General features: G+C 53.2%; 12 protein-coding genes. 8 read left to right on the top strand and 4 right to left on the bottom strand.

Features of this window, described 5'->3' with window-relative positions:
• Nucleotides 1–131 precede the first annotated feature (131 nt).
• Genes avs1a through avs1c form a run of 3 tightly spaced genes read left to right on the top strand, consistent with a single transcriptional unit; the run spans nucleotide 132 to nucleotide 7,536 of the window.
• Nucleotides 132–1,289: an AVAST type 1 anti-phage system MBL fold metallo-hydrolase Avs1a gene (avs1a, locus tag ACPJXG_RS20180; protein WP_425252130.1), complete on the top strand. Its 1,158-nt coding sequence runs from the start codon at nucleotides 132–134 to the stop codon at nucleotides 1,287–1,289.
• The gene (avs1b, locus tag ACPJXG_RS20175) at nucleotides 1,286–7,114 is read left to right on the top strand and encodes an AVAST type 1 anti-phage system protease Avs1b (RefSeq protein ID WP_425252129.1); all 5,829 of its coding nucleotides are present in this window, start codon (nucleotides 1,286–1,288) and stop codon (nucleotides 7,112–7,114) included. The genes avs1a and avs1b overlap by 4 nt, the downstream gene beginning before the upstream one ends.
• 11 nt (nucleotides 7,115–7,125) lie before the next feature.
• Entirely contained in the window at nucleotides 7,126–7,536 is a 411-nt protein-coding gene (avs1c, locus tag ACPJXG_RS20170) for an AVAST type 1 anti-phage system protein Avs1c (RefSeq protein WP_425252128.1), read from the top strand.
• 358 nt (nucleotides 7,537–7,894) lie between these two features.
• On the opposite strand, the gene ACPJXG_RS20165 is transcribed toward avs1c, so the two are convergent.
• From ACPJXG_RS20165 to ACPJXG_RS20155, 3 genes are all read right to left on the bottom strand, one after another.
• Nucleotides 7,895–8,545 (bottom strand): hypothetical protein, encoded by a 651-nt coding sequence (locus ACPJXG_RS20165; protein ID WP_425252127.1) that lies wholly within the window; start codon nucleotides 8,543–8,545, stop codon nucleotides 7,895–7,897.
• A gap of 30 nt (nucleotides 8,546–8,575) precedes the next feature.
• Entirely contained in the window at nucleotides 8,576–8,869 is a 294-nt protein-coding gene (locus ACPJXG_RS20160) for an H-NS family nucleoid-associated regulatory protein (protein ID WP_425252126.1), read from the bottom strand.
• A gap of 260 nt (nucleotides 8,870–9,129) precedes the next feature.
• A complete protein-coding gene (locus tag ACPJXG_RS20155; protein WP_425252125.1) occupies nucleotides 9,130–9,951 on the bottom strand; it encodes a DUF6602 domain-containing protein in 822 nt (273 codons plus the stop codon).
• Between the two features lie 918 nt (nucleotides 9,952–10,869).
• On the opposite strand from ACPJXG_RS20155, the gene ACPJXG_RS20150 reads away from it, so the two are divergent.
• The gene (locus tag ACPJXG_RS20150) at nucleotides 10,870–11,865 is read left to right on the top strand and encodes a DUF6896 domain-containing protein (protein ID WP_425252124.1); all 996 of its coding nucleotides are present in this window, start codon (nucleotides 10,870–10,872) and stop codon (nucleotides 11,863–11,865) included.
• A gap of 170 nt (nucleotides 11,866–12,035) precedes the next feature.
• Here ACPJXG_RS20150 and ACPJXG_RS20145 read toward each other — a convergent pair whose 3' ends face one another.
• On the bottom strand, nucleotides 12,036–12,437 hold the full coding sequence (locus ACPJXG_RS20145) for a hypothetical protein (RefSeq protein WP_425252123.1): 402 nt from the start codon (nucleotides 12,435–12,437) through the stop codon (nucleotides 12,036–12,038).
• A gap of 143 nt (nucleotides 12,438–12,580) precedes the next feature.
• Here ACPJXG_RS20145 and ACPJXG_RS20140 point away from each other — a divergent pair, with 143 nt between their 5' ends.
• The 4 genes from ACPJXG_RS20140 to ACPJXG_RS20125 all read left to right on the top strand — a co-directional run bounded on the left by ACPJXG_RS20140 (nucleotide 12,581) and on the right by ACPJXG_RS20125 (nucleotide 19,180).
• The gene (locus tag ACPJXG_RS20140) at nucleotides 12,581–12,769 is read left to right on the top strand and encodes a hypothetical protein (protein WP_425252122.1); all 189 of its coding nucleotides are present in this window, start codon (nucleotides 12,581–12,583) and stop codon (nucleotides 12,767–12,769) included.
• A gap of 128 nt (nucleotides 12,770–12,897) precedes the next feature.
• On the top strand, nucleotides 12,898–14,139 hold the full coding sequence (locus tag ACPJXG_RS20135; protein ID WP_425252121.1) for a DUF6361 family protein: 1,242 nt from the start codon (nucleotides 12,898–12,900) through the stop codon (nucleotides 14,137–14,139).
• Complete coding sequence (locus tag ACPJXG_RS20130; protein ID WP_425252120.1) at nucleotides 14,127–15,929, top strand: hypothetical protein; 1,803 nt, start codon at nucleotides 14,127–14,129, stop codon at nucleotides 15,927–15,929. The genes ACPJXG_RS20135 and ACPJXG_RS20130 overlap by 13 nt, the downstream gene beginning before the upstream one ends.
• Complete coding sequence (locus tag ACPJXG_RS20125) at nucleotides 15,926–19,180, top strand: helicase (protein ID WP_425252119.1); 3,255 nt, start codon at nucleotides 15,926–15,928, stop codon at nucleotides 19,178–19,180. The genes ACPJXG_RS20130 and ACPJXG_RS20125 overlap by 4 nt, the downstream gene beginning before the upstream one ends.
• Nucleotides 19,181–19,183 lie beyond the last annotated feature (3 nt).

The raw sequence follows: 19,183 nt of genomic DNA, 5'->3' as shown, positions 1-19,183 counted from the left end.
AATGGCGTGCTATGTGGTTTATGCGAAAGCGAGAAGCTTTGGGAGCTAGCACATCTGACCGTGCACACTGGATAATTACATTTGACGTAGAAACACCACTCTGCTTACCCACTTACATGTTTAGACTGAAAATGTACACCGCCAGAAACGGCGATGCCTTCCTTATTGACGCCGGCGGTACATACCTCCTCATTGATGCTGGTTTCGCGAGTACCTACCAAAACTTCATTGCTACGGACTTGGCGCAGCTTGCAAAGGGTGGGGGGCGGCTTGACCTGGTCGTCTGCACGCATATCGACGCCGACCACATCGGCGGCCTTCTGGAGTTCTTCTCGGGCAACGGCACTCCAGCCAAACGAGGCATTGAGGTCGACGCCGTCTGGCACAACAGCCTACGGTCGTTGCCTGCCCCGACCGCGGAGCCTGACGGCTTTCATGACCGTATGGTTCTTGAGGCCATTCGGCGGCGTGGTTTTCCGAGAGCCCCAATATCTTCACCGGCCCCCATAAGTGCTCGACAAGGTAGTTCCCTCGCCAAGCTCCTTCGGGAGCATGGCTACACCTGGAACTCGGGCAACGGCTCGACCTGCATCAGTGAAGGTGGCGCACTTGCTTTGTCAAGTGATGTGAGGGTCCAAGTCATAGGGCCTGCCACCGCCCGTCTCGAAGAACTGCGCAGCCGCTGGCTGAAAGAGGTTCGAAAACTTGGCTATAAGGGTTCATCTCAACCCACCGACCTCATTGACGATGCGTATGAGATGTGGTGCGCCAGCGCGCCGGCTCCTGCCGTCCCTCGGGCCAACCCCATAGCTGCCAACGGAAGTCTGCGGCTCGAGGAAGTCTACACGCCCGACACCTCAATAGCGAACGGCAGCTCCATCACGCTCATCATCTCCAAGGGAAACAAACGAGCTCTCTTCCTTGGAGATGCTTGGGCCGAAGATGTCGCAGCAAAGCTGCGGTCGCTTTATACGCCGACGACGCCCATCATCTTTGATGTCATCAAGGTCTCGCATCACGGGAGTCGCCACAACACAAGCGTAGACCTCTTATCTGTTGCAGACTCGCCCTGTTTCCTCGTCTCATCCGATGGGACCCGCCATGGCCATCCGGACTTTGAGGTGCTGGCCGAAATCGTGGACCGACCGGCGCCATTCAAGAGACACCTATTTTTCAACTACGAAACTGCTGCCTCCAAGGAGCTTGAATCACATACATCGAAGTCCGGCACAGCCTTCAGCGTCCATTTAGCTGAGAACGACTGGATTCAACTGGGGGAGCAACTGTGACTGAAGATGAAATCAAGCAGGCCACGTGCCAAGTACTTAGCAAGGACGAGTCCGGAACCGGGTGGCTTATCACGGCGGACGTCGTCCTCACCGCATATCACTGCGTCGAAACCGCAATAAGTGCTGACGAACCCGTCTTTGTTCGGTTTGGAGTTGGCTCATCCGCATTTGAACACGCGGTGGTCGTTGGTCCACATGACAAAGACCTCGATATTTGCCTGCTGCAACTATCTACCCCGCTCAGCGTCGAACCCATCCTCATTAACGTCGATGGCCTGCGTCCCGGCGAGAAGTGGTTCGCATTCGGCTACCCTGTGACAAAATTGCAGCTGGGCCACGTCGTCAGAGGCGAGATTCAGCAAGTGTTGCCAGAGCGGGTACATGGCATCGACTTGGACCTGTCTGTAGAGCCAGGAACACATCTGTCGGCTTACCACGGGCTCTCCGGCTCCGCGTTTATGGTGGGCTCTGCCTGCAGAGGTCTATTGCGACTCAACGTAGACAGTGCCATCGGAGCCTTGAGCTTCTCGATTATGAAGCCATTCTTGCAGGCGAATGGCGTGTTGCCCGAGGAGCTAAATGAAAATGAAGACCCGGGACCAATTGGAACGCGGCCAGCCTTTGACGCGCTCTTCGAGGCTGCCATCGTCAGGAAGCGCGGTGGATACGTCTTTGTCGATGGCTCGCACGGCGTCGGCAAGTCTACGTATTGCCAACAATTCAGGCCAGAGTTACCAGAGCTGGATAGACTCGGCGTGTACCATTTTACTGAGCGCGTCCGTGGCTCAACGCCAGCACATCAAGCACAACCAGAGGTATTCTTCGACTGGGCGAACTCCCTGCTATCGGAAAGAGCGACGGGCCAGCCAGCCAGGTTGATGGAGCTTTCGTACAGCCAGCTCATTGCGAAGACCGACGAGGTACTTCAATCTTTGGCAAAGCGGTGTGCGAAGGCGGGAAGGGTGGGCCTTCTCTTCATTGACGGCATAAATGAAGCGGTCGCTGCAGGCGAAGAAACTCTAAGACGATTTGTCAATCTGCTGCCGCAAAAGGTGCCTGACGGCCTGGTGGTGGTAATTACCGGCGTCGGACTAGATTCAATTGCCGACAGCCTCGGGACAATTTTTCTGGGTTCTGAGCGCTTGACCCTCCCTAACCTGGACCGCGACATTCAATACAGGATTTGTGTCGAATTTCTTGACGAGGATAAGGGCACTACGGAAATCGTGGGAGAACTATGCGACCGAGCGATGGGACACCCGCTCTACCTTCGGTACTTGGCTGACTTAGTTAACAGCGGAGCCACCCAGGGTGACATTGCTGAGCTACCGGTGTTCAGCGGCTCCATTCAAGACTATTACGAGACCATCTGGGCCAAGTTAGTGCCCAATGCTGACGTCGTCAATTTACTAGGTATTATTGCCCGACTGCGTTGGGGTATCCCGGCCAATAATTTGACAAGCATGCTGACCTCTGCCGAATCGGGAGTGTTTCCTTCCACGCTCGTTCGCGTTCGGCATCTGCTTGCCAATCCCGGGAACACTGCGATTTATCATCCGTCATTCTCAGAGTTCGTCGTTCACAAGACAGCAACCATCAGCGAATGGGTGCACGCGCGTCTTGAAGGCTTTTGCAGCCTGAGCGAGAGCGGTGACTATGGAGTTCTAAACAAGGTCTACCACGGACTGAGGGGCGGCCGAGAGCGTCTTCTTCGGGCCATCCAAGGCTGTCAGCAGGCTTGGGTTGACGACTCTGTGCTACTCGGCGCAGAGCCAGATGTCCTGCTCGCGGATATTGAAGAGACCCTCGCTGCGGCTGCCAGTGTCGGGACAGCAACCGACATCATTCGCCTGCTTCTTCTCTCCCAGCGGCTCACCTTTCGGTACAACACACTCTTCGTGCAGTCAGCCGAGCTCGTGGCTCTGGCGCTCATCTCACTCGGCAAAACTGATAGCGCCCTTAGGCACGTCGTCCGCAACGGTCGTCTTGTCGTCTCGGCGGATGAAGCTTTCGCCGTTGCAAATGCCTTGACGCAGCAGGGCAGCCCTGTGTACGCTATAGAAGTGTTGGACCTTGTCCAACGTGAGCTAAATACAGTCTTTGATAAGCTTTTCTCGGACGGTAGCAGTATTCAAGAATTCCTCGGGGCAGTGAACTGGCGACTGCACGCTTACTCGCTTGAACATGCCGCCGGTGGTAGTCCACCGTTTAGCAGATTCATTCGAACTATCGTTGAAGGCTTCTTGCGTCGCCAGGATGGTAATTTCTCGCCAGACGAGGGCGACGATGTACTTCGTGCGCTGAACGGCGAGATGATGGGAGCGGCGCTTTGTCTTAACGGCACGTACCGACCTTTCCTGGATTTGGATGTGCCGGCCGACGTAGATTTACGCCAACAACTGCTTATCTTTCTGCAGACCCTTGGGCATGCCGCAATGCATTCAGAGCAGTATGGAATCCCGCTCAAGCGCAAAATGGTTGACCTCGTGCTCTTGGACGTTGAACGAACTATCGGAGCTCCGCTGCTCCCGGAGGACCGACGGTTCGTATTCACAGATGCCTTGATTGAAGCGGGCGCGGCTCCCCACCTTGTCGAGACGTACTCCGCGGACTTAGATATAGGTGACGGGACGCTGCTCCTCTATGAGAAGAGTCGAGCGCACCCTGACGAAGCCATTTTCGAGAATGCGATGCTGCGCCTTCGAGCATCCTCGTTCCTTGGGCACGGATATGCCGAGCCTTTCGTGCAAATGCCGACCACCGAGAATTGGGAAGGGGTGCTCGAGGTCATCGCACGAGCCGTTGCATGGTGCGACGGCAAGGGCCGGAGGGCCATGGCGGCAAAAGACCAAACGGCCTTGGACGCGGTATGGTCGTTCGTAGCCGACACCCTTCTTCCTTGCCTCTCGTTCAAGCTTGAATCGCGTATCCACTGGGAGTCCAGCTACTTGATTCCCGAGACCGTGGTTCCGCGGCTGTACCGGCGCGTCGCAAAGCTGGTGCTAGATTGCTTCCCGACGAAAGCAGCGGTTTTGCTCGACGCTATAGAGCGTGGGTTCGACGTACAGTTAGGCCTCTACAACGAAGGGTTTCGGCAGGCGCTCCAAGAGGTGCTGCGCATCTTCATCGAGCGAGGACTCGAAGGACCGAGCGCAGACAAGGTCTTCTCGCTCGTATTGGCCTGGAGGGACTATGTCGCAGCGAATGTGGAGAACAGGTTTGAGCTCGTACCAGAGCTTCTGCAAATTGTCCCGCTGCTGGTCAGGCTGAAAGCGCCCGAGGAGGCGCTTAGAACCTATAAATCGGTGCTGTCGTGCTCGATGGGGCCGAGTTGGTACAAGGAAGACCAGCTGTCGATGATGACCGGCGCCTTGGAGACGCTACCCGCTACGTCGCCGGTTCAGGCGTCGTCGCTCGCGCAAATCGCTGGCCTCTTGGAGGGTGCTACGGGCGAGATGACGTTTCAACGATTTGTCCGTGCCGACAAGGGTAATTTCATCGGGCAGCTCTGCCGTCGGTCCCTTTTCTCGGATGCAGTGAGATACTTCCAACATCAGAGCTGTGGAACCCTCGACGAGTTGTTCGCGCAGGCGACGAGTGGCAACCTCGACCGCGTTTCAACCCTTGTTGGTATGCGGTTTCCGGGGGCAGCGCTGGAGGAGCAGGCCGCGCTGCTCGCGTTGTTGCGCCAAACGAGTGAACAGGCAAACTGGCAGTTGCGTTGGGCACTCCTCGAGGTCTACCAACATGGCGACGAACGGCACCTGACCGACTGGGGGCGAGAGTATGCTGCCATCATTTCGGAACTGGTCAATAGCCCTGACGACCTGACGCGGGCAAAGGCCCGGGTCTACTCGATTACAAACTCGTTGAACTCTGAGCGAGCGTGGCTGCTTTTAAGGACCCTTGTCCCAAGCTTGCCGACCGACCTTCGCCCCGACTTCGCGCGTCTCTTGGATGAGGTGAGGTCCAACCTTGATGAGCGCCAGATTGAACAGCTGACATCGAGTTTCGGTCTTCGCTATGAGCAAGATGACAGAGACAAGGCAGCAAGACCTGAAACTGACACCAATAAGTCGACCAGTGACGTTGCCGAGGCGGATGCCGAGGAGGACCGTTTATTCCTGGCAGGGACATTTGGCAAACGTTCAGCGATAAGGGGCGCGCGTACTCAAATTGAGAGTGCACGCATACAGCTGAGCCGACGCAACTTTTCAACGGCAACTAAAGAGTGCATCGGGGCACTCCAGACCCTGCAGGCAGGAGGATGGTCGGTTTGGTCGGACAGTCATGCCGGCCGCGACGCTGACCGACTCATCAACGAACAAGTGCAGAACGCCGATGAGCTCGCCAGACTGTATGTACCACTGGCCCTCGAAGAGCGCCATACGCAACGTTGGGCGATTGCATCCCACCTCATATCTCTGGTTGGAAAAAAGGCCGATGCAGCCCAGCAAACGGCACTTCTAGTGCTAGCCATTGACCACGTCAGGCAAATCTTGGGCGACGCCTCATCAGCGTCGTTCGCATACATCGGTAACTCTGCGGCTGGGGCTGCGTCTGAGTCCCTCCTTGAACTGTTGCTTTGGACACTAGACCATCCGGCTTGGGAACGCCGTGACGGCGGCGCGGCTATGGTGTTGTGGGTTGCCCGTACGAACGGAGATTCGCTATCAAAGCTCGCCCGTCTTGCTGTCTCGATGGACCGGCGTAATCGGGCAGATATCGCTTCTGCAACGCTGGACATTCTCTCCCGTGAAGACCCGGTGCGGTTGTGGCAATACATTGAGCCGCATATCGAGAGTGCTCAAGTTCTCGAGCAGTGTCGGCATTTGGTCCGGTTTGCGACGTTCATGCGAATCGCTGAGCGCGCGAGCAAGCGTGGTGTCGATTCGGCAGTGAGTGCCTTCAAGACGCTACAGGAGCGATTCCCTGAGGGCTGTCCCATTTCAACTCCTGCTACAGACAAAGAGCCGCCAAGTTTTGTACCGTTGTCGCTTCGCAAGCTATGGCGGGATTTGTCCCGACTAGGTGTTCTTACAGAAGACTCCCTTAAAGCGTTCACCGCCCAGATGGCCGACTCCTGTTTGCCGCTGACAGTCGATATGGCCTGCTCGTTGGAATCGCTTGTCGCGGAGGGCGGGCGAGAGGACCCTAATCTTCCAACCGGCCGGTGGGCATCAACCGTTCGCCATGCGCTCAACACCGCGCTCTTTCAGCCCATGCCTGGCAGCAAGCTCAGAAGGGCCGAAGCCTCGCTCAGGGCCTATAACCCAGAGAGTCTTCTGGAACCCGAGAACGGAAGGAACCTGCTGGCAAGCCTCGTGGAGTGCGTTGAAAGCGGCAGGGAACGAAACTATCTGCCGTCATATGAAGGCTTGGTCTTCCTGGATTTTCAATGTCTCCTTGAAATTGGATGTCGTACCGTTCAGGTAGAGCTCACATCACACCTCGCACCTCCTGGGCAGCCACAGCCAGTACGACTCACGCCACCTACTTTCAAGGCAACCGAGCTGCCCCATCCGGGCCCCGATGAGCCCTTCGCTGTCTGTGGCAGAGTCCTGCCAACCATTGCTTACTTCGGCTCCATAACTCCGGCTATTCCAACGCCGCGATTTCTGCAGTTGGTGGGGACCCAGGCGTCGAGCACAGTGCGGTACCATTGGAGGGATGGAAGTACGCTTACCGGCTCTGCTTCAAGTCGTCGACATGAGTGCGCTTTACTTGCGATTGAGCGGGAGGCATTTGCACTGCCAGAAGGCTGGCAGATGCGATGGATTCTTCGGGTCAATGGTGAGCCTCGAGTGATACTTGACAAATTTTAGAGAGCAACTACATGAAGTTTACCCGTATGGACACGCCCTCAACTAGGGGCGAGTTTGAGGAGCGCCTGAACTATGCGCGCGAGCACCTGGAAAACGGAAGGATGCACTTTGCCAAGGGCCTTCGAGGCCAAGATAGTCTGTTCAATGTGCGGTCTCTTCCAAACGGTCGAATTGACTTTCTCAGTGTCGACGAGATGGCACGGTTGACCGCAAACCAGACGTATCAGATGCGTAACGTGGACTTCGGGCGAATGCTTTCGGAAGACACAGTCTATGCCAATCACGCCGATGAATTCCCCAAAGACTCGGTTGGCGATTATTTTCCACACAAAGAGGGAGGCACCGGTGACAAGCAGAAGATGCGGGCAATGAAACGGAAGAGGAAGGCGGCCCAAGCGTCAAAGAAACGGAACCGTCGTTAGATTCACTCACCGCTGCGACGACTTTCCGCCGCTAGCGACCGGACATCCGACTTAACTAAGTGCTCATCCTAGCTGAAGGCGCTGGCCGCCGCCATCACGGCAGCGTACGCATCCAGCACGTTAACGCCAGTAATGTCGTAGGCCCACCCATCCGCGATGCCACGTAGCGCCGTCATGCCAGTTGCCAACGCGAACTCCCGCTGTTTCACAGCATCGTCTTTTGCGGCGCGAGTGAGTGTCCTCGCGTCTGACGGGCTGCGGTTGGCCAGTTCGGTGGCCAGCTCAAAGAAACCCGCATCCTTGGCGGCAGCAAGCCACTAACTTCATTTCCCGGTTGACTCGCAATCAAGTCCTGCAATCAAGTTCCAGTGCTGACTAAAGTCTCCAGGGCATCGCGCTGCGCATCATCGGCGACGACATACGCTGCGGCCAAATAGTGTGGCCAGCCATAGCTCACAAATTCATCAATGGTCGCCACAACGGTACGCGCAAATTCGACTGGTGGCAAGATGGTTGCTTGGCACCTGAAATACGCGGGAAGTAGCGAATGCCAGTTGACGCTGACATTCAGAACCCCATCATCGTCGGCAAAGAACAGGACATCGTCTTTTCCTGCGTCAATGTGGCGTAATAAGTCAAGTAGAAGCTCGATACTGTCCCGCGTATCTGCAAACTGTCCGTATTCTTGCGCAAGCACATATCGTCGCACGAGCCGGTCGAACTCCGCAACGAAAGCATCTGTGCCGATGGATTGCTCTTGGCGGCCTCGGTTATTGATTTCGACAGCCTCGTAATAATGCCCAGCCATGGCCGCATTGACGAATTGGCGTGTGTCGTCAATCAGTGCTGCTACAGGGGCGAGGGTTGTCGCTTCAATGTTCACGATTTCGCCTAACAGCACACTCAGTTGTTCTGCTGGAAGGAGTTCCGCAGCGCGCTCTGCAATGACCAATAGACTGCCGCGGCTTAAATTTCGTAGCTCCGCGCGAACGGCAGTGTAATCAATCAAATGATTTCTCCTTCCCCAGTATGCTGAGGATTAATCCTTGATACGGAACTCTTCTTTGTCTTTGCCATCAAGCCAGCGTGGCGCACGACCACGCCCGGTCCAGGTCTCACCCGTTTCAGGGTTCTTGAATTGTGCCGGTACCGAACCCTTCACTTTTACTGGCTTTGCACGACTTCCGCCAGCGAGGTCCTCCACGGTAATGCCGTGCTGCTGCATCAAGTCTTTGATTGTCTTGATTGCGCCACTGAGCTCATCTTTACGGGCAGCCTCGGCCAAGGATTGCAATTTTGCGATTTGTTCAACATACTCTGCGTACGACGTCATAGTGTCTCCAAGGGATTGGTGCTTCAAAAGAGTAAATATACGCGAAATCTAACATGGGCGTAGGGAAAGTATAAGCTAGGAACGAATTACATCGTGAATGATTGGGATAGTGAATATCCTAGTACATACGGCCTGGACAGTATCTGTCTATCTCATCGGAATTTCCATCGTTTACATGCAAATCGGCGGTTTTCACCATTCTCTGCATAATGGCGAAATAGTTTTCTTCCAAGTAGGCCGTAAGGAAAGAAACTGTCTACCTAAAAAATAGGGTGGTGCTTCGAGTGCATACATGCAGTGATTAATGCTTGAGTGGTTTCCTCACCACCGGTTGCCAACGTAGCTAATGCGGCGAGAGAAAGTAGCACTTCCTCGGGCGACGAGCCAACGCATCGGTATCCATTAGGGATACGGGTTTCAATACAGTCCTCCAGTATGAACGTGTCCTGCGAGGGACCATCGTTCCTCACTAAAATCGGTCCTAAGCCGCTCCTTAAACCCACGCGTAATTCTCTCAGTGGGTCTGAAAAGTACGCACCCTCGTTTAGTAAGAAAAAGGCATCAAACGGAAAGGTTCCGCTAGATGAGTAGGCAAATTTCTCTAAAAGGTCGGCGTGAAAATCCTCTGCCACGCGGAACGCAAATAAAGCAGTAAATGGCCGTTCCGTCCCGGAAGTCTTGGCGAAGGTGTCTATATCACTCATTGTTTTACACGCGGACTCGAATGTACCCTTATCGAGGGTGGACTTTACCTGAACTACAAGGCTGATTTCTTCCCAACTCGCCACGCTATTGCCGTGGTCAGCATCCAGAGGCCAAACTCCGCCTTCGTTACCGTCATGGATGACCAAGTCAAGCTCGGAAGGATATTCGTCGCCTCCTCTCGTAGTGGCAAAAACATTCGTCGGGACCATGTAGCGATTGGATAGCCACGTCTTTACGAACTTAGCTACCGCATCCTCTCGCAACGCGCCCATTGCACTTGGTAATTTGTGAGCGGACGTTCGTGCAAATACAGCCATAAGTTCATGGTAGTGTCCGGTCATAGTTTTTAAGAGGCGTTTAGGTGGTAGTTCCGTCATATAATCACTTTAAAAATGTGAGGGATTGAGGAGAAAGAGGTCAACGCCGGGAGTGAGTAAAAGATATGAAAAATCTTTTCTCACCTGGCGACCTTTCCGGTGGTGACGAAGGACCTCGAAGGGATTTGGTCGCTGCGTCAAAATAGTATAAGTCATCGTCAATTGCATTGGTTGCGAGAAGTAGCTTGTTTACTACAATCCACCGAAACATCTCAGCCGCTAGGCCATTAGGCTCGGTCCAATTCGTCCAGAACTCGCTTGCTCATCCGACGCTGAACACCCTGCCTCGGCAGGCGTATAAGTGCCGCTAAGTCTTTAGCGCCAATACTTTCTAACCAGTCCAGATGCTCAACTGCTGAGGGAAGGTACGCGTAAACCTACCTCACTACAGCTGCCTTCGCCGGGTTAATTGATGGCGTAAATTCTCGCCACCGCATATCCCGCCCCCTCTTTGCTGGCAACTGGAACATCCGCGGCGCCTCTGGCATGAACTTTGGACTATCGTCCTCAATCAACCCAAGACCGTCAGGATTCCGCGTGCTCGGAGACACAAGGCAATCTAGCAAGGGCTTCAGGCCGCCATACGCGCTATCCCAGTCCAGGCTAGGGCGCTGGGAGGCCCATAAGTTTCGAACCTAGTTTTTCCAGCCTGCCGCGGCCGATGTTTCGCCTCGCCACTAACGTCATAGTCCGCGTTGTAAGTGGAGTAGCGTTCCTTGTCGACGTTTTCAATCAACCAAAGCTGTTCGGCGTCGATGATTTCGTCGGTGACCCTATCAATTGCGGATTCTATTTGTACCTAAATATAATTTCCTTGTGGAAATTGTACTATGGTTATATAAATATTGCTGGGAAGGGCATCTGCTAACAGCATGCGCGCCCATCGGGTCACTCTACAAACAAATAAGCAATAGGTCCATGAACAAGAAGCTCAAAAAATTAGTCTTAGCTTATCAAGCCAGTGTTCGCACTGCAGTTGAACTCATGCAGCAGTCTGGAATACCAATGCCCGTCACTTCCAGCGAATGGATTGCGACCGAAATCCCAGCTCATGGTGAGCTAGTAGGAGGCGTGACCTACTACAAGCATGGCTTCGGGTGTTTGGTCGACCTGCCTTCAGGCGCGGTTGACTTTGACTTTGGAAGTTTAGGTGAGATAGACGGATTTGATGCATGGCGGCTTGCCAGATTTGCCGGCTCTGAGTTCGCGAAGTATGGATTTGAAACAAAGGAAGAAATCGAGACAAGCTTCCAGGGTGCAGTGAAGTCAGGTTCAGTTGTCTCGTCCGGATACATCCTCTACTATGCTTCGGAACTAAAGCGAACACTAGCCAGTGAACTTAGTCGAGACATCCCGAGCGACTCCCTTCCACATCAAGAGCAAGATAGAGTTCTGGCCGTCTATGCCCATAGTTTTCTGGCAGCGGATTTGATGAGAGAAAATTATAAAAAGCTCTGGAACAAGCTAGACAAAAACAATGACCTGAGCCAGAACGATGGCGTAAATTTTCGTATCTATTTTTCATCCTGGTTGGGGTATCTTCATGCCACGTGCGAAGGTTTTGAAAAGCTTGGCATGTACATTTTGCTGACGAAAAATCGTCCGAAAAGTTTTGCAGAGGTCATTCCTAAGTGGGTGGAAGTTGCACGCTTAATCAAGCTCCACGACGACCCGCTTAGGGAGCTACGGAACAATGTTTTCCATACGCGAGTCGATGCTAAGCCTATATTGCAGTTTGCTGTTGACGAAGCAGGGCGGTTGTCGTGGGCCGGCGAGCTGCATGATTCCATCGCCGATTTTATCTCTTTGTATCGCATCCTATGCGAAGTTCACTACATGATGAATGGGCGTAGCGAGGAAAGTCAGGTGCGTCAGCAAAACGCCAGGAAAATAAATCAATCCAAACGGGGCTGAACTCCAATGCTTTGTAACCGTTAAGACGTAGGTCGAACGGTTTGAATTCGACTAGTAGCTCCGATAGGCCTGCCACCGCTAGAAAAGTCAGTCAGCTGATTCGTTAAGCTAAAGTTCGCTGCGGAGGGTCTTGCATAGAATGCGGGTACCGCCGTCTTTGCCTGAGCAAATTAGTCGACGGCATAGATGCGAACGACTGTGCCGCCATCTCCCCTCTTTGCTGGCAACTGAAGCACACGCGGTGCATCAGGCATGAACCTGGGGCTGTCATCCTCAATCAGTCCCAACCCGTCCGGGTTTCGCGCGCTTGGCGCGACGAGACAGTCCAGCAGGGGTTTCAGGCCACCATACGCGTTATCCCAGTCCAGGCTGCCTGCACAGTACCTCTCTATCTCCAGTGCACTCCTGGTAATCGCTGCCACGGGCACCTTGCCCCCAAGGGCCGCGAGCACACTGGCGCGCCAGCCGTTGCGCAGCTTTTTGTAGGCATGGAAATGCATGCCTTTAATTGCGTTGTTGGATGGTGTGGCTGCAGGCAAGTGGAGTTCGTAGATGAGTTCGCGTGGAGGCATGGAGATGACCGGTGGGGGAGGGGTATCCCATATAGCGAATCAGGGAAAGCTGTGGCTTGGAAGAACGTTACTCGATAGGCGATACGCGTAGTTCGTCTCAAAATTCCCTGAGGTATGAAGTGTATTGTCAATATTGGACAATCGTGTTTCATGCCGCCTTCATCTCTTTGCTGGATATTTCGGCGAACAACGTGGGTGGAACAATGCCGGGGCGCCAGTATCACCGCTGGCGGTTATATAAGTTTTTCGATTTATTTCTGTATCGCCACTCGCATATCGGCTCGGATGGCATAGCGATGGTGATGCACCAGTTCGTTTTTGGCGGAATTTAGCAATGCTATTTAGTTAGGAGTCTTGCCGGAAAGCTACTTGCACCAGTAGAATGTGTACAGCTGGTTAGATAGGACTTGGAAAAACGACTTCAATCGGGGCAGTATCATCACGGTTAAATAGGAATTAAATGATTAGGTTCGGTTGGGTAGACTTTTCTTCAGATGACCGCACGCGTGTACAACAGGTTCTAGCGCTTCTCAAAGAGCCGGGGACTTTGGATGAGCTTGGGATAGGGCAGGTTCGAGATGCTTTTTCAGACCTACTATTCCCTGGTTTCTCCACCATTCAAACTAGAGCTAGATATTTTTTAGCCGTCCCTCACATTCTGCTCGATTGGGCTAGCTTGTCTCCAAAAAAACGTCGTAATCTACCTCTTGAGAGGTATCTTCTTGAAGCCGAAAACGAGCTAGCTCGAACACTTAAGACAAATCACGAGATAGCCGGCCTTCCGCTCGATGGCATCATCGGGCACACGATGGTTGAAAGCGGCGGGGTTGCCCGTCGCCCCTCATCAACCTATTGGAACGGACTGAAGCTTTTTAATATCATCAATTCTCCGAAGTCACTTGCAGAGTTTTGTCGTGATTGGAAGCGGGATGCTGGGGACTACAGCGCAGTCGATGCCGAGGAAGGGAGTGATGATGCTGACCATCGTTTCGAGTCGGACGTTCGTCGTCCGCCGGGTGCACGTGGTACTTGGCGTGATGATGTTACGCTGAACCTTAGTAAGGCCGAGGCGGATTTTTTGTCCGTACACTTTTGTACTTTGAAAGAGCTGGAGCACTCGGTCGCCGGACAATTGCTCTCAACAGAATTGGCTGACAGCGCTTTAGAAGAAAAGTACAAGAGGTTCGCCTCATTCAGTGTATGGGCTTCCCAACAGACGAGCCTGAGTCTAATTTCTAAAGGGAGAATCGCCCAGGCTCAGCGCTTTAGCGACGCAATCGAGGGCGCGCATATTATTTTCAATGGCCTTCTAGCTCACGAAATGGAGGATGACGATTTGGCTGAAAAGTGTCTGGGATATTTTTCGAGTTGGCGCGCGCGCGTTGCTCATTCCAATATATTTCATAGTGGTGCTTTAGTTGAATGGCTAGATGCGCCGCGCGCCTTAGGCATCACCGTCAATCCTCGCACTGTCGCTTTCCTCGACGATTGGAACGAGGCGATGTTGAACGCCGCACCGAAAAAGAAGCTTGAGGGACTAGTTCGGGCGCAGGCATTGAAGAATAAGCCAGGTCGTTCTTTGTTGGTGCGGCTACCACGCACCAAATCTACTTGGTATGGAATGAAGGAGCTTGAATATCGGTGGTCGACCGCTCGCGGAATGTTGAGCGACGTAATGGAGGGGAAAAAATGCTTAGCGTGACCTCTGACCGCCTAGACTACGGCGAATTGCTGCAGGCACCGCCTGGATATAGGCTAAACCTTGGCATAGCGACGACGTTCTCATTGGACCTTGAGACACTTGTAGCTGCATCTCTGGCGTTGAATCTCAATGAAACGCTTGAAGACGACATTTCTGGTGAACGTCTGGCCTTGCTCGAATCGCTGGACCAGCTGCAAGAACGGCTGCTTGTGTTCTACCATGAGGGAAATGTAAAGGTTCCAAAGAATTTCAATCGTTTGTTCACCTTACTTGAACCATTACTTGTTCCTTCAGTTGCGTTGGATGGGCCGAAGGGGGCGTTCGCTTCGTTTCATCCGAAAATCTGGTTGCTGCGATTCGCACCTCAGGATTCCAAGAATCCAGTCCATCTCCGGCTAGTTGTTCTTTCTCGGAATCTGACGTTTGACCGGAGCTTGGATATTGCGGTGGCCATCGATGGCCGAGTCGTGAAGCGAGGTGCTAACTCGGACCCTAAATTGGTGGAATTTTTACACTCATTGTTAGATGGAGAAAAACATGCCGCGAGCCTAGAAAGTATGTGTGAGACGCTTGAAGCCGTTAAATGGGATGAACCCACCGCATTCAACGAATTTTCAATTCTTCCTGGCCTCGCGCCAACTCCCCAAAATGCCGCTATGGCTCCTATCGATTTGAAGGGGAAAATCGATGAGCTGCTTGTGGTTTCACCTTTCGTAGATGCTGATGAGACGAGTCTGCTGCGGGAGCTCGGGGTTAGAACCAAAGGAAGGAAGACCCTTATTAGTCGGGCTGACACGCTGGATGCCATTGGTGAGGCCACCTTAGATGGTTGGGATGTAAAGTCCGTTTCGGAATTAGTTGTGGACGGTGAAGAACGATTGCACCAAGACCAGCCGTCGCAGCAGGATTTGCATGCCAAGCTAATAGTGGCAAAAACAGCTGAGGGAGCAGTGTGGCACGTCGGCTCTGCAAACATGACCAATGCGGCTTTTGGCCAGCCTTCGAAAGGCGTTCCACCTCGAAATCGAGAGCTTATGCTGCGCTTGGTCGGTTCGAACTCCAAAGTCGGTCCGCAGAAGGTTTTGGACGAATGGGGGGAAACAGGAGTCTTTGAAAAGCACATCTTTAGTGATAGAAAGAATATCGCGGCCGAGGCCAATCCGGACTTCCGCCGAGCGGTCTATGCGCTGACTTCTGCAAGCTGGAGCATCCATGTCGAACAGGGTATTGAGGGTAATTACTCAGTCGAGCTTTCCGTCTCGCCGTTGCCGCAGCTTCCAACGGGTTACCGGGTGAAGGTGGGGCTTCTCTGTCGACAAGCGTGGAGGGAACTTGCATCTAAGCTCCGGTGGGAAAAGCTAAAATTGACCGATGTTAGCGCCTTCGTGCCCATCGAAATAACTTCGGATGAAAATAAGTTCAGTAAGACGTTCGCAATCCAAGCGTCATTTAGTGCCGACATCATGGACGCCCGCAAACGTGCGATTTTCCGAGAAACGGTTGAATCGAGTGAAAAGCTGCTCAAATACTTAGCATTGCTGTTGGATGCGGGCGCATCCAAGTCGAAATGGTTCCGTGCTGATGGCGGTGATTCTGACGTTGATATTTTTGGTATCGGTGGTACAGGAGGGTTATACGAACAGCTTTTACGTGCGGCTGCTCGCGCGCCCGACCGTTTAGGTAGGGCGCTAAGGGTTTTCCAGCGACTTGACGATGAAGGCGTGCCGACACCGCCTGGACTCAAGGAGCTTTTTAAAGGTTTTGCTATATATGCAGAGGTTCAGAAGTGACCCAGGACGCTATTGACCATATTTACGATTCGTTAGCTCAACTAACGGATTTTCAGAATGCGACTGTAGAAGAGGCCTGTCAACGCCTTGTTGGTCCTGCCGGGCCGCAAGGCCGTCTTCTAGTGGGAGACGAAGTCGGACTAGGCAAGACGCTCGTGGCGCGAGGTGTAATCGCAAAGCTTCTGCTAAATTATTTGAATCGGGGCAAGTTGAGGCGTCCGTTCCGGGTTGTTTACATCTGTTCGAATCTCGCACTAGCCCAAGAGAACGCAAACAAGCTCGCTGTTTTTCACGGAAAAGGGGCTGAAAAATGGGTTAGTTCCCCAAGCTTTGGCCGCCTTGCAGAACTAGGCCTGAAGCAGCCGGCACCAAAAGATGGGTTGTTGCTAGAACTTTGCTCTCTGACGCCTGCAACTTCGTTTTCTTTGACTCAAGGTGGTGGAAATGCGCGCGAGCGATACATCATTTGGCGCGCGGTAGCGAAGTCGGCATACGTTAAAGATACCGTCGAGCTCCAAGAATTCTTTCGAAACGGTGTCAATCACTCTTGGCAAGTAGCGGAACAGTACTACGAAAAGTCAGAGGGGCTTGAACCCGAGACCTTAACAGAATTTAGTGACCGACTGGGCGGGTCACCGCAACTCGATGCCAAAGCATTTGCGGCAGCAAAGGTAATTGGACTCAGCTTGCATTCTTGGCGGAGCTTGCTGCGGGGTATTTCAGAACTTGATGGTGACGAGGAGAAAAATCAATCACATCTCGAGTGGCAGGTGCGCGGAAGAATTCGCGAGATGTTCGTCGAAGCATGCGCCCAAAATCTCAAGGCTGACCTCTTTATCCTAGATGAATTTCAGCGGTTCCGAAACCTTGTTAGCATTTCAGTTGACCCGGAACGCTCAGACGGAAAGACTTCAGAGCAGCAAGTCATTGCTAGGCGTGTGCTGCATGAAGGCACTAATTACGCGACCCTTTTGCTCTCTGCAACGCCGTTCAAGGCGCTGACTCATATAGGTGAGGAGGAGGAGGGGACTGCGCACGCACAGGAGCTTTCTGAACTCTTGGAGTATTTGTGTAGGGCCGACCCAACTATTGTGAAACGCTACCAGATGAACCGGGAGGCTTTGCTTTCAGACATACTTTCGCTTCCTGAAAGTCCATTGGCTGAAAATACTCTGCAGAGCGAAGCGAAGTCAGCTGTTGAGAAAGTTCTCCGGACCTATATATGCCGAACGGAGAGGGCAGGCATTGAGCCCAATATTGACCGCATCTTTAGCAGCGTTGTACCCCAGCCGAGCGTACCAAGTCCAACAGAAATCAATGAGTACATCGCCCTTGACCGACTCTCGGAAGCTCTAAAGGCGGCCTCCGTCGGCAGTGCGGGTATCGACGTGATGAAGTTGCATAAAGCAGCGCCTTGGTGTCTGTCTTTTCTCGGCGGCTATCAGTTGCGCGAAAGTCTTCGTGCGCACAAATGGATTCCTGGAGTTGCGGCGGCTTTGAAATGCTCTAGCGATGCATGGATTCCCGTTGAGAAGTTTCGTGGATATCAGATTAATTTGACCCGTGATGCGCCAAGCGCTCGTTTTAGGGAGGTATTGGATGCCGCTGTGTCTGCAGGGGCTGAGCGGCTGCTTTGGGTTCCGCCGGCAATGCCTAACTACCAGGCAGACGGGCCGTTTGCAGGGCAGGAAAATTTCAGTAAGACCCTACTGTTTTCGTCACTTGTGCTTGCGCCGAGGGCACTGAGCAGTTATGTTTCCTATGAATGCGAGCGCAGGCTTCTCCCTACTCGCGGAAAGCGACCACAATACTTTGAAAGCCGTGATGAGTTTGCACGGACGTTTCGATTTGATGCGAAGTCGCTTTCTACAGCATGGGGTCTCGTGTATCCATCAGCGAGGTTGAGCGCTGTTCAGCTCGCGGGTGAGTATGGACTGCACGAGCTAAGGGAGAGAATTGAAAAAGAGCTCTCGGCCGACTACAAGCTAATGTGCGCGACGTTTGGCAAGGGCAAAGCTTCGAAAAAGAAATCATGGTACGTCTTGGCGCCTATCTTGCTCGATTGGCTCACCGCAGATGGAAAGTCGCACGTACGACAATGGGCAAGTGGAATGAAAAGGATGTCTGAAAGTTCTGATATGAGGAAGTCTCAGGTTCAATCCATGCTTCTTCTACTCGAAAAAGAGCCGCTCGAGCTTGGAGAGCCGCCTTCAGACCTCAAGCGCTATCTTGTGGACCTTTCCGTAGCAGGCGCGGGTGTCTGTATGAATCGAAGTATGCGGGCAGCGTGGACAGATACCGGGAGCGCAGATGCTGAGAGTCTTTTAATCGGCGCGACTGATGCGGCACTGTCATTCATCGACAAGATGAACCGCATCGAGTCTCAGCGTGTTTTACGTGCCGTTTGTGGCGCCGATAAGCCTTGGATTGCAGTCGCCCGGTATAGTGCTATGGGTAATCTTCAAGCCGTATTCGACGAGTATTTACATCTCTTGAAGTCAATTCACAGAACGTTTATTGACTCGGTGAAAGCGTTCAAAGTCGCTGTCGACACGGGGGCGGTATCCGTGACCGCCCAAACTCAACTGCCTCCACCGAAGAAGGGCACGAGTTATGATGTCCGATTCCACTGCCACTACGCGGTTCCTCTTGGCAATCAGAAGAGCTCCGACGAGGCCGGTGCCAGCCGAATCACGAATGCGCGAGCTGCGTTCAATTCGCCGTTCTGGCCGTTCATGCTCAACTCCACATCTATTGGGCAAGAGGGACTCGATTTCCACTGGTACTGCCGCCGTATCGTACATTGGAGCTTACCGCCTAATCCAATAGACCTGGAGCAGCGTGAGGGGCGAATCAATCGCTTCAAATCTTTGGTGGTTCGCCAGCGTATTGCAGAGGCATATGGGCGTCGTATGGGGAAAAATCGACCGGCAGATGTTTGGGAGGCATTGTTTAATATTGCGAAAACTGAAGACCGGAGGACTGACCTTGTGCCGTTCTGGCACGCTCCGGATGGCTCCGCAAAAATCGAACGTATTGTGCCATCGATGCCATTCAGCTCCGAATTGACGCGCCTGGATGAGGTCCTACGCATCCTCTCGCTTTATCGGTTGTCGTTTGGCCAGCCGCGACAGCAGGAACTCGTTGAGAATTTGCTTAAGCGAAAATATAATGAGGCAGACCTTGCTGAAATTCGTCGGGCTCTACTCATCGACTTGGCTCCGATAAACTATCGAAAACTCCCAAGGTAGCGA

Source organism: Janthinobacterium sp. NFX145 (assembly GCF_049810325.1).
GTDB classification, from domain to species: Bacteria; Pseudomonadota; Gammaproteobacteria; order Burkholderiales; family Burkholderiaceae_D; genus Janthinobacterium; species Janthinobacterium rivuli.
This window is presented reverse-complemented; position numbering and strand designations above follow the sequence as displayed.

Excerpts from the sequence above, each read along its gene's own strand:
- avs1c (WP_425252128.1), top strand. The coding sequence starts at position 7,126 with ATGAAGTTTACCCGTATGGACACGCCCTCAACTAGGGGCGAGTTTGAG.
- ACPJXG_RS20135 (WP_425252121.1), top strand. The coding sequence starts at position 12,898 with ATGATTAGGTTCGGTTGGGTAGACTTTTCTTCAGATGACCGCACGCGT.
- ACPJXG_RS20130 (WP_425252120.1), top strand. The coding sequence starts at position 14,127 with ATGCTTAGCGTGACCTCTGACCGCCTAGACTACGGCGAATTGCTGCAG.
- ACPJXG_RS20160 (WP_425252126.1), bottom strand. The coding sequence starts at position 8,869 with ATGACGTCGTACGCAGAGTATGTTGAACAAATCGCAAAATTGCAATCC.
- avs1a (WP_425252130.1), top strand. The coding sequence starts at position 132 with ATGTACACCGCCAGAAACGGCGATGCCTTCCTTATTGACGCCGGCGGT.
- ACPJXG_RS20155 (WP_425252125.1), bottom strand. The coding sequence starts at position 9,951 with ATGACGGAACTACCACCTAAACGCCTCTTAAAAACTATGACCGGACAC.
- ACPJXG_RS20150 (WP_425252124.1), top strand. The coding sequence starts at position 10,870 with ATGAACAAGAAGCTCAAAAAATTAGTCTTAGCTTATCAAGCCAGTGTT.
- ACPJXG_RS20145 (WP_425252123.1), bottom strand. The coding sequence starts at position 12,437 with ATGCCTCCACGCGAACTCATCTACGAACTCCACTTGCCTGCAGCCACA.